Source organism: Mucilaginibacter sp. P4_C11, assembly GCF_056402115.1.
This window is the reverse complement of sequence record NZ_JBFUIA010000032.1, coordinates 73,579-88,842: the sequence shown is the minus strand read 5'-3', so window position 1 is coordinate 88,842 and position 15,264 is coordinate 73,579. Positions and strand designations below refer to the sequence as shown.

Here is a 15,264-nt window from a genome sequence, read left to right as displayed (position 1 = left end):
GAACCAATGAACCAATGAACCAATGAACCAATGAACCAATGAACCAATGAACCAATGAACCAATGAACCAATGAACCAATGAACCAATGAACCAATGAACCAATGAACCAATGAACCAATGAACCAATGAACCAATGAATAAATTGCTTATTATTGCAGGCATAATATGTCTGACGAAGCAATCATAAAACGGCTAAAAGTAATTGTACAGGAGCACGGCGGCCAAATGGGCTTGGCCACGGCTATCGGTGTCGACCAGGGTTTTATCAGCAAGGTGGTTAACAAAAAACAGGATATTAGCTACTATCTTATCCGTAAACTCTGTTTTCAACTTAAATACTCACCCGAATGGCTTATTTTGGGTACAGGTGAAAAAAAAATTAACAAACCCGAATCGGCCAAATTGATTACCGAAATACAAATGATGCGTACCGAAGTTGATATTTTGCAGGCCCGAATGCGTGCCTATGAAATGGAGCTGAAGGAGTTACGTGATCATTTACAAGACGAGGGCAGAAAAGCGGTTTAGTAATTCGAAATTAAAAGTTCAAATTCAAGGGATGTAAATGACCAGGTTTCGTAATGCTGCCTGGTTTTTTTAGGCCTTGGGTTTAGTCAGTTCTTTGGGAGGATAGCACTTATTTGCAGTATTTTGCAATAATTGCGGCGGCATCTTTCGAGCCAAATTCAATGGCTTTATTCATATCGGCACAGGCCCCGGCCTTATCATTAAGGGCTATTTTGGCAAGGCCGCGTTGCAAATAGGCGCGGGAGTGCTTCAAATTAAGCTTTATAGCGTGGTTACAATCGGCAACTGCGCCTGCGGCATCCTTCAGGTTTACCCTGGCAGCGGCACGGTCTGTGTAGGTATCGGCGCTGTTTGGGTCGGCTTTTAGGGCAGCTGCAAAATCGTCATTTACACCTTGTGTATCGCCCAGGTAACTTTTTGCTATACCACTATGAGCCAGCGCCCTGGCGTAGGTAGGGTTAAGGTAGATGGCGTTATGATAATCGTCGGCCGCGCCGGCATAATCTTTCAAAATAAGCCTCAGATCGCCCCTGAATAAGAAAGTGTCTTCGTTTGAAAATATAGAAACTGCCTTGTCAAGGTCTTTCATGGCCGCTTTATAGTTGCCTTGTTTGGTTTCTATATAGCCTCTGTTTTGATAGGGCAAAGCCGCCGCATCAGATATAGAATCTATTTTTAACGAGGTGTTGAAATCGGCCATTGCACCTACGTAATCTTCTTTAGTGGCCTTAACCAAACCGCGTTTAAGTAGTATGGCGGTGTTTTTAGGGTTTTTGGCCAGGCCCGCGTCAAAATCGGCCATGGCGCCGGTCAGATCGCCGCCTGCAGCTTTAGCTTCGCCGCGGTGCAGGTAAAAATTTGAATTGGCCGGGTTTAGGGCGATAGCCGTAGTAAATAATTGCACGCCATTGGCGGTGTATTTATAAAAATTGCTCACATTTCCCAGCCGGGTGTACGCTTCTTCTTTTTTTGGTGCTATAGCTATCAGCTTTTCAAAATCCCTCACAGCGCCAATCCTATCATTCATCTTATCTTTTTCAATTGCCCTGTTTAAATAAGCATACGTATAGTTTGGATTTACCTGAATAGCTTTTGTGTAATCATTTATGGCGGCCACCATATCACCAAGATCGCGATGGGTATCGCCACGTACCAGGTAGGCTTCGTCGCTTTTGCCATCAATGGCTATGGCCAGGGCAAGGTCGGCCATTACACCGGTAGTGTCCTTCATTGCCAGTTTTGCTTTACTGCGACTTATATAGCCATTTATGTTTTTAGGATCAATGGCTATCGCAGTATCAGCATCCAGTTTAGCTCCTGAAGGGTTGTTTGCAGATAGTTTTGCATATGACCGGCTTTGATAGGCTTCGGCACTCCTGTTACCTAATGCAATTGATTTGTTAAAGTCATTCATAGCTGCCTCATAATTATTCATATTGCTCTCAACTACACCGCGGTAGAGATATAGTAGGGCAAGTTGGGGATGCTGCGTAATTGATTTGTTAAAGTAATCAAGCGCACCTTTACTGTCGCCCATTTTGCCCTGGGTATTGGCCAGGTAAAGAAAAACATTTTTGAGTTCCGGATTTATCGAGGCTGCCTTTTTATAGTCCTCAATAGCGCCTTTAAAATCCTGGAGTTCGGCTTTGGCATTTGCACGGTATAAAAAAGCTTCAGCGTTTTGAGGATTAATGGTCACTGCGGTTGTATAGTCGGCAACTGCTCCGTTCTGATCACCGATGCTGGCTTTTGCGCCGGCGCGATACCCATAAACGGCACCTTTTTGGGGATTTAGTTTGATGGCGATATTGTAATCGTCAATGGCGGCAGCAAAATTCCCTTTGTTGTTTTTAGCCAGGCCTCTATATTCATAAATTTCTGCCTTTTCCGGCGATAATTGCAAGGCTATCGTGAAATCGGCAATGGCACCTGCATAGTCTTTAAGGTTTGATTTTGCATTGCCCCGATAAAGGAACATTTCGGCTGTTTTGGGGCCTAATGCAATTGCCCGGTTAAAATCGTCAATAGCAGCCTGGTAGTCCTGCACATTACTTTCGGCATTTGCTTTATAAAAATATGCAGTAGTAAAGTCGGGCTTAAGTGCAAGGGTTTTAGCATAATCGGCAATGGCCGACTTAAAATCATGAAGGTTGCCGTTTGCATTTGCACGATAGAAATAAGCATCGCTGCTTTTATCATTTAATTCGATAGCCCTGGTGAAATTTTGAACAGCTCCTTTATAGTCTTTTTCATTAGCCCTGGCATTTCCGTTTTGGATATAAATGTTTGCTGTTTGAGCAAATGCAGTAACCGGTAAAAGTAGGAGGAATAGGACTTTTTTCATTTAAGAAATGGCTGTTGATCAAATGTCGATAAAAATACCGATATCGGTAGAGCAAAGGCTATACCGAAAGCCAATGTATTGAAATTTAGGCAAAAAAAACAGAGGAATTATACTGTAGAGGAAATTTGGGGCATAATAGCCCCATTTGTACCTGAGTTATTCACCAGGTGATTATATCAAATTAACTGTTGCAGTAACCATTATTATGCCCACAGCAACTTTTTGTTTTAATCTTCCAGTATCTGGCCGCGTTTTTTACCATAGCTAATTGCAGCAGTACAAATCAGGATGCAAAAAATGAGCCCTGTTTCAATACCGATGTGGGTTAACGGTATGCTGCCTGGGTTTTTTGAAAGTAAAACGCCTGCGTCTGGTAATAGCAACCCAAACAATGGGAAGCAGAAAAACATTCTTAATATTATTAATTTTTCCATAATTATTAACATTTAGTATGATAATGCTAAGGTAGTGATTATTTTGTTATAATTTAAATAAAAAGCAAAACTTAATTGTATTACAAATTAAGCCATGCTTTGTTTGGTTATTTGTTGCTTTTTATGATATTATTTTTGCGGAGGCAATGGCGGGAGATTATGCCGTTAATTTGGTTAACAAACAGAATAAAAAAATACGGGTGAGATGCGCAGTGTTTATTTTCCGCGTGGTGTAAAAATGATAATGCATGCACCGGCCAAGGCTACCAGGGCGCCAATTACATCGTACCTGTCGGGCTTAAAACCGTCAACACGCCAGGCCCATATCAAAGCCATTATGATAAAAATACCGCCATACGCTGCATATACCCGCCCAAAGCCGGCCGATTGCCAGGTTGCTACCACACCATAAGCGGCCAGTATAATACCGCCCAAAATGCCATACCACAGGGGTTTATCCTGTTTTAGCCATTGCCATATTAAATAGCCGCCGCCAATTTCGCATAAACCGGCAACTATAAAAACTACAAGGGAGCGAAGAATGTTCATACCGCAAAATAATAGTTTCAAGGCGGGATTTTAGCGTTGAAAGGAAAATTATTGTTAAATAACCGAACGTGTGGTTAAAGCAGCAGATTTTGGAACCGGCCACGCAATTTTGTAATTGTACACGTAGTTTTCGATACGGGAATGGCAAAAAATATTAATAACGACAGGTAATAAAACAGAGGATTTTAAAGACGGCAAGGGCCGTTCCCTTTTTTTAGCGGCATCGTACCCCGTTAAAACACCTACTGTGCTGTAGGTTAAAACACGGGGTGCTTACACTTGCATATGCGCGGCCCGCGTGATAGTTTTGGTAAACTATACAATGGAGTCATTTGAATTACAGGTTGATCAACGAACTTACAAGGTTATACAGTCGGCTATCGGGAAAACTACAGTTTTTAGCGTTTTTAGTCATTCTTCATTTCATACCATAACTAAGGTAAGTGCCGATTGCTGGGAAGTGGTTGAGCATCGCTTTGGCAATCATAAAATCCCTTTACAGGTAATAGGCAAAAGTATCGACGATTATTTTGGTTTATAGTTAATAATTATACCTTAATAGTACTTCGGCGATAATTTGGTGATGTTATTTAACTGTATTGAAAAATGTATTTTCTTTTTAATTATATTAAATTGATTTTATTCCAAAAAGTTGTATCTTGTGGTTAGTATACCGACTTATAAACCTAAATTTAATATCCCTGCCTGGTTGCACTGCAAACCAGGCATTTTTATTTGTTGTATCAGCATTTATACGTAAAATCCCCAATTACAAAACCGTAAAATCCGAATGATAAATCCGTATTACCCCTGGTAATTTTAACAAACGGATAGGATACTTTTGAATAATAAGTTATGTAATCAGGGACAATAGCTTAGAGGCAGCCGCCTGTAGTAATGCAGCGGCTGTTTTTTTTGATTAGATTTCACTGATTGCACGAGATTTCACCGATCTGCAGCTAATCATACAACTACTTTAAATCTTAATAAGCTGGCATTTATCTATTTTAAATAAAATGGCTTAGTTTTATAGGAAATAAACCAAAGCATCAACCATGAGTATCCGTATCTCAAAACTCGCTGCATTGGCGGCTGTACTATGCATCGTTTGCCTGAGTTTTTATACTGCCAGCGCGCAAAAAAATAAGTCTTTTAAAGTAATAGCTTTTTATACAGGCCGTAATGATAAGGCGCATATCAGTTTTATGCACGAAGCCAACAAGCGTTTCCCGGAGATGGCGAAAAAATACAATTTCACCTACAATTCTACCAACAATTGGAGTAATATGAACGCTGCTTTCCTGGCCAAATACCAGGTTGTACTGTTTTTAGATACCCGGCCGGATGACCATGCTCAGCGCGCCGCGTTTGAACAATATATGAAAAATGGCGGCGGCTGGATGGGTTTCCATTTTTCGGCTTTTGCGCTCACACCTTCAGATTATCCTCAAAATTGGGATTGGTACCATAACGAGTTCCTGGGATCTGGCCAGTATGTGAGTAATACCTGGCACCCAACCCCGGCCATTTTAAGGGTAGAAGACGCTAAACACCCGGTAACCCGCGGCCTGCCTGCAACATTTAAAACGCAGCCTAACGAATGGTACCGGTGGGAGCACGATTTGCGCAAGAACCCGGATATTGAGATTTTGTTGTCTATCGATTCGGCCAGTTTTCCGTTAGGTAATGGTCCTAAACAGTATGAAATATGGCACAGCGGCTACTACCCGGTAGTATGGACCAATAAAAAATATCGTATGGTTTACTTTAACATGGGCCATAATGATATGGATTATGATGGTGGCACCAACCGTACTTTATCTTACACTTTTGATAACGATACGCAAAACCAGCTGCTTATCAATAGTTTGTTGTGGCTGGGCAGGGGGAAGTAGCCCCGGCCCCCTGAAGGGCGAGTTTGACCTTTTCAGGACACCGGTCGCTCAGCTTTTTTTTACATTTGTTTTCTGAACATGCTACTGCCTCATGAAGAAACTAAAACTATTGCACCGCCACATCCTCGCGTTGGAAAATAAAGAAGATGTTGATTTAACAGATATGCTTTGGCAGCTTATCTGCTATTCGCCCAAAATGCAGCCGAGGTTACAGCAGCAACAATTGTTAGATGAAGCCGAAAAGTTTACATTGCCGGTTGATGATCCGCATTTTGCAAAATCGATATTAAACTTTAATGGTTTTATTTGGGGCAACGGCAATAAAAAGGTTTTGATAACCCATGGCTGGGGATCAAAGGCCATTGATTTTGATGAGGTGATAACCGGATTAAAAGCGATTGACGATATCCAGATCATTGCCTTTGATGCGCCGGGCAATGGCAGTTCGGAAGGGGAACTATCCAACCTGATATTATTTGCAAAAGCTGCCGAGGCTATTATTAGCCGATATGGCGCACCGGATGTTATAATAGGGCATTCATTGGGGGCCATGGCCAACGTTATAGCCATAAACGAAACTAATATTAAACCGACCCTGCAAATCAGCATCGCCCCACTAATTAAACTAAAAGAAAACTTTAAAGCCACGATGAATGCCGCCGAAGTACCGGTATCGGTACAGGAAAAATTTTTTGAAAGTTTCAGGGAACTTTTTGAACTGGATGCTTCTTATTTCGATATTAACAACAAACACATAAGCGGGGCGCTAAAGCATTGCCTGGCTTTTGACAAGGAAGATAAGGTATCGCCTTATGACTATTTGCAGGAGTTTTTGGCTTTTAACCCGGATGTCGTTACGCATGAATATTTTGAACTCGGGCACGAAAGGATTATTAAAGATGCCGTGGTTGTGGGGGGCATTTTGGGGCTGGTGAAGGAGATTTAAAAACAACATTTCCTCCACTTGTCATGCTGAGTTGTAAAATTTCGCGAAATTCTGAAGGGGAAATGGCATACAAAAGTCGTTGTCATGCTGAGCCTGTCGAAGCATCGCGGGCAAAGGCCTGTCCGCGCGACCCTTCGACAGGCTCAGGGTGACAGGCCTACGCACCTCGAAAGCACAACATGACAGGGAGGGGAGTAATAAAAAGTTTGTTTCCTGATTCTAACTTCTTAAGTCTCCTCTAAACGATCTCTTTTACCCCCGAATAATACTTCAGCTCAATTAAATCATGCGGCAGTGTTTTACTGTTCCAGCAGGAATGGATGGCCAATGCCGTGCCGACAGCCGTAGCCTGGGCCATGGAGGCGGCGTAAACCTCCAGTTGAGGGTAGGCCAGGGCCAGCAGGTGCATAAACACGCTGTTTTTACTGAACCCGCCATCTACAAAAATTCTTTGCACCGTACAGCCCTGCAATACATAATTAGTTGATACGGTTTGCTGATTCACAATATCTATCATCAATTGGTGATAGGCTTCAATATCATCGGTAAAATCATTTAAATCCCGTTGTTCAAAAACCGACTTTTGCAGTTCTCCGTCCTGTTTGCTGCTCGTTAACGCGTTGTTACGCAGGTTTAGCTTTGCTACAACCGCTCCATCATAATTAATGGTCCGGTAAATAATAACGTCCCGGTTAAAGTGGTCTGCTATTCTTTTTACCTGTTGTTCGTATTCGTACCCTGTAAACAGTCGTGAAGCTTTTACCGGGCTGCCTTTGTATTGCAGGTAGTTAAGGCAGTCGTTTTTTAATTCATCAGCAATAAGGGGTGTCTGGTTAAATGGGTTTAAACTGATAGACCATGTGCCTGTTGATATGAGTACAAAGGGCATGTTAAAACTTACCAGGTAGGGGATAAGCGCTGCCGAGCTATCATGCAGGCCAACCCCCACACAAAACGTGCTGCCCGGAAACACCGATGGTAAAACACTATCGGCAGGCTTTAGCGGAGCCATTTTAGGTAGTATAGCCTCATCTTTTACCCATTTGTGGTAGTCATTTGCGGCAAAATCCCAAAGGGCAGTATGGCAGCCTATGCTGGTTAAATCGGTAACCATTTGGCCGCTTAACAGGTAGCTCATGTATTGGGGCAGGTGCAGAGCGTATTTAATTTTTTTAAACACCTCCGGTTGCTGGTATTTAAGCCGGTACAGTTGCAAACCCGAGTTTAGGTTGCCCAAAACCGGCGAGGCAGTTTCACGTGCAAACCGGGCTTCATCGCCGTAGGTTTGGTAAAACTGCCTGCTCAACTCTGGTGGATATGGTTTAAGGTAATTATACAATGGGGTAAGCGGGGTGCCATCTTCATCTACATAAACAAAGCTTGCGCCGTAGGTAGAGAAATTGACCGCTTTTAAATCAAACTCTTTATGCTTAAAAATCTCGCGCAGCGAATCAAATACTGATAGGCGCAGGCTATCAAGATTTTCGCATGGGTCGCCATCTTCGTCGTGGGTTTCGGTAAAGCGTGCTGTGCGTTCAAAAACTATCTTGTAGTTTTCATCGAACAGGAACAGCTTCTTATTGGTTTTCCCAACATCAAAAACAGCAATAACAGGTATTTGCGTCATATTATAATCCGGTTGATACCGCTTTTGCCCCGCGTTCTTTAATCAATTGGTTACGTACGGCCTGTGCCCTGTACAAGGCAAGAGGATCCAACGCCCCACCGGCGCGTAAACGTGCCTCGGCTAATAGCGGGCGTACATCGGTACGGTAAGCATGCTGTAGTATCTCCTGTGCTTTAACTACATCATTATCCTGTTGTGCTTGCTTTAGCGCTGTTACATCAACCAATAAGGCCTGTGCGTAGGCAATTTTAATAGCCTCTACCGATTGGATCAGATCCTCGATAGGGTCTTTCACATTATGCGAGGCATCAATCATCCAGCCAATCGCGGTCGCGTGGTTCATGACGCGGGCATCCATGCCTTCTACCAGTTCATTAAATATCAGGAACAGCTGGTATGGATTGATGCTGCCGACGGTAAGGTCATCATCGCCATATTTAGAGTCGTTAAAATGGAAGCCGGCCAGCTTGCCTTCCATCAGCAATAAAGAAACAATTTGCTCAATATTGGTGCTGCCCAAATGGTGCCCCAAATCCACCAGGGTTTGTGCCTTGCTGCCTAATTTGGACGACAGGAGGTAGGATTGGCCCCAATCGCCAATAGTAGTTGAATAAAAATTCGGCTCGTAAGGTTTGTACTCCACCCAAACTTTCCAATCGGCTGGCAGGGCTTCGTAAATTTCCTGTAAACTTTCCAGCGTACGTTCAAAAGCGCCACGCATGTTCAGTTGCCCCGGAAAATTTGATCCGTCGGATAACCAAACCGATAAAGCTTTTGAATCCAACTCGACACCATACTTAATAACTTCGATATTGTGGGCAATGGCCTGTTTGCGCACAGCCTTATCTACGTGGTGCAACGAGCCGTATTTATAGCTCAGCTCCTGTGTTGCCTGGTCCTGAAAGGTGTTGGAGTTTACGGCATCAAAATGCAGTCCAAATTGTGCGGCGTGCGCTTTTATAGCATCAGCATTTTTAGGGATATCCCATGGAATGTGCAGCGAAATGGAATTACTGCTGCGGTTTAATGCATGAATTAAACCCACATCTTCAATTTTTTCTTCCAGGCTGCGTGGTTCGCCACCGCCAGAGAAACGGCCGAAACGTGTGCCGCCGGTACCTAAGGCCCAACTTGGTATGGCGATATTAAAATCACCTAATTTTTTCAGGATGGTGTCCAACCCTTTTATATCCTCCGCAACAAAATTAAACTTACGCTGGTGCGCGGCTTGTTGCTGATGGTTAGTTTCTTCGATTATGCTCTTCTCTAATTGCATTGTTATAATGGTTAAGCCCCACCCAAACCCTCCCCTGAAGGGGAGGGCTTAAAAAGGACAATTTAATTCCCCGGTTTTAGCCAAGGTTTATGTTTTCAAGTCTCCCCCTTCAGGTGGAGATTTAGAGGGGGCTTCTACCTCACAAACGCCATCGCCACACCGCCATCAACATTCAACACGTTGCCGGTTGATTTGTTGAGCAGGCCGCCTGTAAAGGCGAAGCAGGCGTTGGCAATATCTGCCGGTAAAATCACCTCGTTTAATAAGGTACGTTTAGCGTAGTAAGCAGGCAGTTCGGCTACGGTGATGCCGTAAGCTTTTGCACGTCCCTCGGCCCAGCCGCCGGCCCAGATGTTACTATCGCTGATAACAGCATCGGGGTTAACTACGTTTACACGAATATGATCTGCACCTAACTCGGCAGCGTTTAAGCGGCTTAGGTGCAATTGCGCGGCCTTTGCCGAGCCGTACCCCGCGTTGTTTGGCCCGCTTACTAAGGCATTTTTACTTACAATGTTAATAATATCGCCACCGATAGCTTGCTTTTTCATGGTGGCGACGGCGGCCTGGGTAATAAAGAATTGGCCCTTTACCAACACATCGTACAATAAGTCCCAATCCTTATCGGTATGATCGGCAATAGATTTTGAAATAGACAGGCCGGCGTTGTTAATCACAATATCCACCCCACCAAAAGCCAGGGCGGCAACCGTTAACGCCGAATCAATTTGTTCGCTATTGGTAACATCAAGCACTGCGGTGGCATATGAGTCTTTGCCGTACAGCTTTTTAAATTCTTCGCCAGCACTTTCCAAACGTTCGGCATTCATATCGTTAAGGATCACAACCGCGCCTTCATCAACAAATTTTTTGGCGATAGCCTTGCCTATACCGCCGGCACTGCCTGTTATTAAGGCAATTTTGCCCGATAACGCTTTTGGCTTTGGCATGCGTTGTAGCTTGGCTTCTTCCAACAACCAATATTCAATGTCAAATGCTTCCTGGCGTGGCAGCGACGTATACTCTGATATAGCCTCGGCGCCCTTCATTACATTGATGGCGTTGGTATAAAACTCAGCTGCAACACGGGCGGTTTGTTTATCTTTTGAGAAAGAGAATAGACCAACACCCGGATAAAGGATAATTACCGGGTTGGTATCCCTGATAGCCGGGCTGTTTTCGTGTTTGCAGGTGTTGTAATAATCGGTATACATTTGGCGGTAGGCCTCAAACGCAGGTGTCAGGCGCTCCTGTAAAGCTTTAACGTCGCTCAAATCTTCGCCCGGTGCAAGATTCAATACCAGCGGACTAATCTTTGTCCGCAAAAAGTGGTCTGGGCAGCTGGTGCCTAACGGCGCCAAACGATCAAGATCATTCGAGTTGATAAACTCCAGCACGCGGGCATCATCTGTAAAATGCCCAACCATGTGGCGCTCGCTCGAGCAAAAGCCACGTAGAATAGGGGCAATGGCGGCAGCCTGCTTTTTTCGGCCCGCATCGTCCAGGCTTTCAATTTTTTGACCGCCAAAAACGGGGGCTTTTTTGCCATAGTTTTCTTCCAGGTATTCGGCACAGCGCTCAATTACTTCTAATGTGTTAACGTAGCTTTCATAAGCTGTATCGCCCCAGGTAAATAAGCCGTGCGAACCTAACATGATGCCACGGATGCCGGGATTTTCGTCAAGACATTGTTTCAATTGCAAGCCCAGCTCAAAGCCTGGTTTTTTCCACTCTACCCAGCCAATGGTGCCGCCAAAAAGTTCCTGCGTTATTTTTTTACCATCTTTTGCTGCGGCGATAGCAATAGCTGCATCGGGGTGCAGGTGATCGATATGTTTGAAAGGTAAAAAGCCGTGTAACGGAGTGTCAATAGACGGCGCTTTTGATGCCAGGTCGTAAATACAGTGATTAAACAGTTCAACCATTTCGTCCTCATGTTCTACGCCACGGTAAACATTTTTAAGGCTGCGCAGCCGGTCGACATATAGAGCTGCCAAACCGCTTTTTTTCAATGTTCCAATGTCGCCGCCCGATCCCTTAATCCACATTACTTCAACATTACTGCCGGTTAAAGGGTCTTTGGAGATTACTTTGCACGAAGTATTGCCTCCGCCATAGTTAGTTAACCGCAAATCGGCACCTAATAAGTTGGATCGGTATATTAATAATGCTACCTCGTCGCCGGCAAGCCCGGCTGCTTTGGCATCATCCCACAGGTAGCTTACATGCTTAAATTGTGTTGTTTTGACAGACATATGTATTTTAATTGTTGAATTATTGAGTTAGTGAATTATTGATTTTATTTTAATTGTTGAGTTAATGTTTGCTGATTATTGATATAGCCGCATTGCAGCTCAATCAATAATTTAGTCAATCAATAATTCAATAATTATTTTAACGAATTACCGTAGCCCACCACAAGCACCGATAGTATAATTACGGCTATACCGGCAATTACAGTAGCAAATGCTTTTTTGCTAACGCCTTTCCATTCTTTTAGCACCAGGCCCCAGGTGTTGGCTATCAGGATAATGAAGGCCATATGCAAAATCCATGAACTGGCCCCGTTGCCCATTTTGCTTTCGCCCATACCGTAAAAAAAGAACTGTAAAAACCAGGTAGTGCCGGCCAGTGCCGCAAACAAGTAGTTTTTTAGCAGCGGCGTTTTTTTATCGGTATAATTACCAAACGTTTTGTTGCGGGCGTTTAGCACCATACACCATATAAAATTGGTAGTTAAACCACCCCACAATATGATAATGTAGGTTACATTGTTTTGATACAGAAAGTTACCCTGTCCCGGGTGTGCGGCCTGCCAAAGATTGTTTGCGGTATCTGCCATTGATTTTCCTGCTTCGATGCCAAAGTTAAAACAAGCACTTAACACCCCCGATACTACAGCTACGAAGATGCCCAGCCCAAAACGGTAATCTTTATTTTCGTTGGCGATGGTTTTATCTGATGATAGCTCTTTCTCCTTCATCATGCCGGCTTTGCCGCATATAACTATACCTGCAACACATAGCAATATGCCTAATAATACAAACTGCCCCCAGTGGTTATGCAGCATCATGCTAAACGTATCCTTACCCTCTTTTGGAACCAGGTCATAATATACCGATGGTATTAATGCCCCGAATACCGAACAAAGGCCCAATATAATAGTACTGCCCAGTGATACCCCAAGGTATCGTACACCTAAGCCATAGGTGAGCCCTCCGATGCCCCATAGTAAGCCCATTAAGTAAGTCCACCCGATTACGGATGTGCTGGTATGGCTAATGATATTGGCAAAGCCAGGTATGGTTAACCATGCGGCCAGCGGCGGAACTATGAGCCAGGAAAAAATGCCACCTACTATCCAGTAGCTCTCCCAGGCCCAGCCCTTAATTTTTTTGTAGGGAATATAAAAACTCCCCGATGCGAACCCGCCGATAAAATGGAAAAAGACTCCAAAAATAACTTGCATACTCTTAACTGGTTTAAATTGGTAAAGCTAATGTAGGCAATAGTAATTCGGGAACTGTCATGGACTGTCATGGATTTGAACAGGTATATGGTTCGTGGAACGAGTGTGACTTGATAAGCAAGCTAAGAACGCGCAAACCGTATAAGCGGTTCAATATCACCTTTATCGGCGACTCTTATGGCAGTCAGGTAAAATTTTCTGCTCTGGTCTGCTTTAATTAGGTTTGAACTTCCCCATGAATACACTGGTAGCTTAAAAAGGTGTTCAATTATAATGTCGCCTAATAATCTGGAATGTCTGCCGTTGCCGTTTGCAAAACAGTGAATGCTAACTATTCGATGTTTAAAGCGGATGGCTATTTCGTTTGGTGGATAAATTGCTTTATCTACCCAGAATCTTGTGTCATCTAATAGATTTCTAAGCTCTACGCTTACTTTAAAGTAATCCACTCCCAGGTTTTTATTTGTGTTTCTGAATTTACCTGCCCAGGCCCAGGTGTCACCAAACATACGGTAATGAAGTTCTTTAACAAACCCCTCTGTTAACACTTTATCCGATTTGAATTTCCGGATTAAGGTCCACTCTATAGCTTTTTGAATGTTCAATTGCTCAAACTCATCCAGTTCTGCGCGTGTAGTGATGGTAGTAATGAGCAAACCCTCTTTTTCCTCTTCGTCCAAAGGGGTTTGCCCATCCTGGTATTCAAAATTTATTCCCATAAATATTTGGGCAACTCTTCTTTGATCTCTTCTGTTTTTTCCTGAATAGCTTTTTCTATTCTTTCTCCCGAATTTTCCTGGTCTTCCAATTTCATTGAATTAGATGTTCGCAACACAATCTTTTGGGCAAGCTCCTTAGCTCGTTTTTCAATCATTAATTCGATAGAACCATCCTTGGGTATTATCCCATATACAAATTTCATGTCTAAAGCATCAGCAGCTTCCCGCAACCGGTTTAAACTTATAGTGCCCAGGGCTTCCCGCATTTCCAGGTCATTTGCGCTTTGTGCCGTAATATTTAAACGACTGCCCAATTGTTGTAAAGTCATTTTAAGGGATACCCGCACAGCATTTAACCAGCCTTTTGACGGTATGATAACATTCTCAACCGATTTAAAAACGGTAAGCTTTTTATCCATCTGCTCAATAATCAACTGTTGTTTTCTGTTTTTCATACCCTATACCGCTTTAGTACAAAACAAAATTAAGGCTATAGTTTGAAATAAGCAAGTTTTTTTAAAACTATAGACTTAAAAATAAAATTATTTATCAGTGTATAGACTGATTTTATATAGAAAAGTTATCGTTTATTAAATGGCTTCTCAAAAAAATCATCCACCAGTTTGTTAAACTCGTCTTTATGTTCGACGAGTGTAGGGTGGCCCGAGTTGGGTACGATCCACAAATAGGATTTTGGGATATTTTGAGCAATAATTACCGTATGCTCAACCGGGATAAGGTCGTGGTCGCCGCCTATAATAAGCGATGGGCACTTGATTTTGTGTAGTTCGGTTAATTTGATGTGCGGTTGGTCATAATCCAGCATGAATATTTTCCAGTCGTTTTTTTCTTTAGCAGTTTTCCAAACCTCATTTTTATGTGCCGCGTAGTTTTTCTGCATATCTTTCCATAAGCTGGGTATTAACCCGGTTGAATCGGGCCAAAGGTTTGCACCTGTTGATGCCAGTTTAATCACTTTTTCAGGATGGCGCATAGCCAGTTCCAGCGCGTTAATGCCCCCGTCGCTCCAGCCAATAACGTAAGCCGAGTCGATATGCATCGCATCCAGCAGGGCCGCAAAATCATCGGCCATCTGTTCAAAACTTAGCGAATCGGCCGCATCGGTTGATTTGCCGTGCGCACGGCTATCCACGGCTATAACCTTATATTTTTTTGCAAAATATGGGATGTTGTTTTTAAAAGCGCTCATTTTATCACCGTTGCCATGTATCATCAGCAAGGGTTTGCCACTGCCATAAGTTTCGGTATATAGCTTAATGCCGCGTATGTTGTAATATTTGCCCACAGATGCGTTGTCGCCGTAGGGGATTTGTTTTTCCTGGCTATAACTGGTTTGTACAAAAAAGTTGAAAACGAACACGGCAAACAGCAGCTTTTTAAATGGCATATATCAAATGGTAAGTAGTAAAACATAAATATAAAATTTAAACATGATATGCATTGCATCTCTTGTCG

14 protein-coding genes are annotated in these 15,264 nt (G+C 43.2%); 4 read left to right on the top strand and 10 right to left on the bottom strand.

Going from position 1 to position 15,264, the window contains the following annotated elements:
• Positions 1 to 166: 166 nt before the first annotated feature.
• Complete coding sequence (locus AC1DU2_RS24565) at positions 167 to 529, top strand: hypothetical protein (RefSeq protein WP_477362841.1); 363 nt, start codon at positions 167 to 169, stop codon at positions 527 to 529.
• A 109-nt stretch (positions 530 to 638) separates the two neighbouring features.
• Here the strand turns inward: AC1DU2_RS24565 and AC1DU2_RS24560 are convergent, their stop codons facing one another.
• The 3 genes from AC1DU2_RS24560 to AC1DU2_RS24550 form a co-directional block, all read right to left on the bottom strand.
• Positions 639 to 2,873 (bottom strand): tetratricopeptide repeat protein, encoded by a 2,235-nt coding sequence (locus AC1DU2_RS24560; protein ID WP_477387627.1) that lies wholly within the window; start codon positions 2,871 to 2,873, stop codon positions 639 to 641.
• A gap of 227 nt (positions 2,874 to 3,100) precedes the next feature.
• Positions 3,101 to 3,307: a hypothetical protein gene (locus AC1DU2_RS24555; RefSeq protein ID WP_477362835.1), complete on the bottom strand. Its 207-nt coding sequence runs from the start codon at positions 3,305 to 3,307 to the stop codon at positions 3,101 to 3,103.
• 216 nt (positions 3,308 to 3,523) lie between these two features.
• On the bottom strand, positions 3,524 to 3,856 hold the full coding sequence (locus AC1DU2_RS24550; RefSeq protein WP_477362832.1) for a YnfA family protein: 333 nt from the start codon (positions 3,854 to 3,856) through the stop codon (positions 3,524 to 3,526).
• Positions 3,857 to 4,178: 322 nt separating this feature from the next.
• Here AC1DU2_RS24550 and AC1DU2_RS24545 point away from each other — a divergent pair, with 322 nt between their 5' ends.
• The 3 genes from AC1DU2_RS24545 (at position 4,179) to AC1DU2_RS24535 (ending at position 6,697) form a co-directional block, all read left to right on the top strand.
• Positions 4,179 to 4,397, top strand: a complete 219-nt coding sequence (locus AC1DU2_RS24545) for a hypothetical protein (RefSeq protein WP_477362829.1) — start codon at positions 4,179 to 4,181, stop codon at positions 4,395 to 4,397.
• A gap of 514 nt (positions 4,398 to 4,911) precedes the next feature.
• A complete protein-coding gene (locus AC1DU2_RS24540) occupies positions 4,912 to 5,751 on the top strand; it encodes a ThuA domain-containing protein (protein ID WP_477387625.1) in 840 nt (279 codons plus the stop codon).
• Between the two features lie 91 nt (positions 5,752 to 5,842).
• Positions 5,843 to 6,697, top strand: a complete 855-nt coding sequence (locus AC1DU2_RS24535; RefSeq protein ID WP_477387624.1) for an alpha/beta hydrolase — start codon at positions 5,843 to 5,845, stop codon at positions 6,695 to 6,697.
• Positions 6,698 to 6,935: 238 nt separating this feature from the next.
• Here AC1DU2_RS24535 and AC1DU2_RS24530 read toward each other — a convergent pair whose 3' ends face one another.
• From AC1DU2_RS24530 to AC1DU2_RS24500, 7 genes are all read right to left on the bottom strand, one after another.
• Positions 6,936 to 8,324 carry an FGGY-family carbohydrate kinase gene (locus AC1DU2_RS24530; protein WP_477387622.1) on the bottom strand — a complete coding sequence of 463 codons (1,389 nt, stop codon included), beginning with the start codon at positions 8,322 to 8,324 and terminating at the stop codon, positions 6,936 to 6,938.
• Between the two features lies 1 nt (position 8,325).
• The gene (locus AC1DU2_RS24525; protein WP_477387620.1) at positions 8,326 to 9,600 is read right to left on the bottom strand and encodes a sugar isomerase; all 1,275 of its coding nucleotides are present in this window, start codon (positions 9,598 to 9,600) and stop codon (positions 8,326 to 8,328) included.
• Between the two features lie 134 nt (positions 9,601 to 9,734).
• Positions 9,735 to 11,855 (bottom strand): bifunctional aldolase/short-chain dehydrogenase, encoded by a 2,121-nt coding sequence (locus tag AC1DU2_RS24520; protein ID WP_477387618.1) that lies wholly within the window; start codon positions 11,853 to 11,855, stop codon positions 9,735 to 9,737.
• A 134-nt stretch (positions 11,856 to 11,989) separates the two neighbouring features.
• Entirely contained in the window at positions 11,990 to 13,069 is a 1,080-nt protein-coding gene (gene rhaT, locus AC1DU2_RS24515) for an L-rhamnose/proton symporter RhaT (protein ID WP_477387616.1), read from the bottom strand.
• A 122-nt stretch (positions 13,070 to 13,191) separates the two neighbouring features.
• A complete protein-coding gene (locus AC1DU2_RS24510; RefSeq protein ID WP_477387614.1) occupies positions 13,192 to 13,788 on the bottom strand; it encodes a mobile mystery protein B in 597 nt (198 codons plus the stop codon).
• The gene (locus tag AC1DU2_RS24505) at positions 13,779 to 14,243 is read right to left on the bottom strand and encodes a mobile mystery protein A (RefSeq protein ID WP_477362803.1); all 465 of its coding nucleotides are present in this window, start codon (positions 14,241 to 14,243) and stop codon (positions 13,779 to 13,781) included. Before AC1DU2_RS24505 ends, AC1DU2_RS24510 begins: the two co-directional genes overlap by 10 nt.
• 125 nt (positions 14,244 to 14,368) lie before the next feature.
• The gene (locus AC1DU2_RS24500) at positions 14,369 to 15,196 is read right to left on the bottom strand and encodes an alpha/beta fold hydrolase (RefSeq protein ID WP_477387613.1); all 828 of its coding nucleotides are present in this window, start codon (positions 15,194 to 15,196) and stop codon (positions 14,369 to 14,371) included.
• Positions 15,197 to 15,264 lie beyond the last annotated feature (68 nt).

Excerpts from the sequence above, each read along its gene's own strand:
- AC1DU2_RS24555 (WP_477362835.1), bottom strand. The coding sequence starts at position 3,307 with ATGGAAAAATTAATAATATTAAGAATGTTTTTCTGCTTCCCATTGTTT.
- AC1DU2_RS24545 (WP_477362829.1), top strand. The coding sequence starts at position 4,179 with ATGGAGTCATTTGAATTACAGGTTGATCAACGAACTTACAAGGTTATA.
- AC1DU2_RS24530 (WP_477387622.1), bottom strand. The coding sequence starts at position 8,324 with ATGACGCAAATACCTGTTATTGCTGTTTTTGATGTTGGGAAAACCAAT.
- AC1DU2_RS24525 (WP_477387620.1), bottom strand. The coding sequence starts at position 9,600 with ATGCAATTAGAGAAGAGCATAATCGAAGAAACTAACCATCAGCAACAA.
- AC1DU2_RS24560 (WP_477387627.1), bottom strand. The coding sequence starts at position 2,873 with ATGAAAAAAGTCCTATTCCTCCTACTTTTACCGGTTACTGCATTTGCT.
- AC1DU2_RS24505 (WP_477362803.1), bottom strand. The coding sequence starts at position 14,243 with ATGAAAAACAGAAAACAACAGTTGATTATTGAGCAGATGGATAAAAAG.
- AC1DU2_RS24500 (WP_477387613.1), bottom strand. The coding sequence starts at position 15,196 with ATGCCATTTAAAAAGCTGCTGTTTGCCGTGTTCGTTTTCAACTTTTTT.
- AC1DU2_RS24535 (WP_477387624.1), top strand. The coding sequence starts at position 5,843 with ATGAAGAAACTAAAACTATTGCACCGCCACATCCTCGCGTTGGAAAAT.
- rhaT (WP_477387616.1), bottom strand. The coding sequence starts at position 13,069 with ATGCAAGTTATTTTTGGAGTCTTTTTCCATTTTATCGGCGGGTTCGCA.
- AC1DU2_RS24520 (WP_477387618.1), bottom strand. The coding sequence starts at position 11,855 with ATGTCTGTCAAAACAACACAATTTAAGCATGTAAGCTACCTGTGGGAT.
- AC1DU2_RS24550 (WP_477362832.1), bottom strand. The coding sequence starts at position 3,856 with ATGAACATTCTTCGCTCCCTTGTAGTTTTTATAGTTGCCGGTTTATGC.
- AC1DU2_RS24510 (WP_477387614.1), bottom strand. The coding sequence starts at position 13,788 with ATGGGAATAAATTTTGAATACCAGGATGGGCAAACCCCTTTGGACGAA.
- AC1DU2_RS24565 (WP_477362841.1), top strand. The coding sequence starts at position 167 with ATGTCTGACGAAGCAATCATAAAACGGCTAAAAGTAATTGTACAGGAG.
- AC1DU2_RS24540 (WP_477387625.1), top strand. The coding sequence starts at position 4,912 with ATGAGTATCCGTATCTCAAAACTCGCTGCATTGGCGGCTGTACTATGC.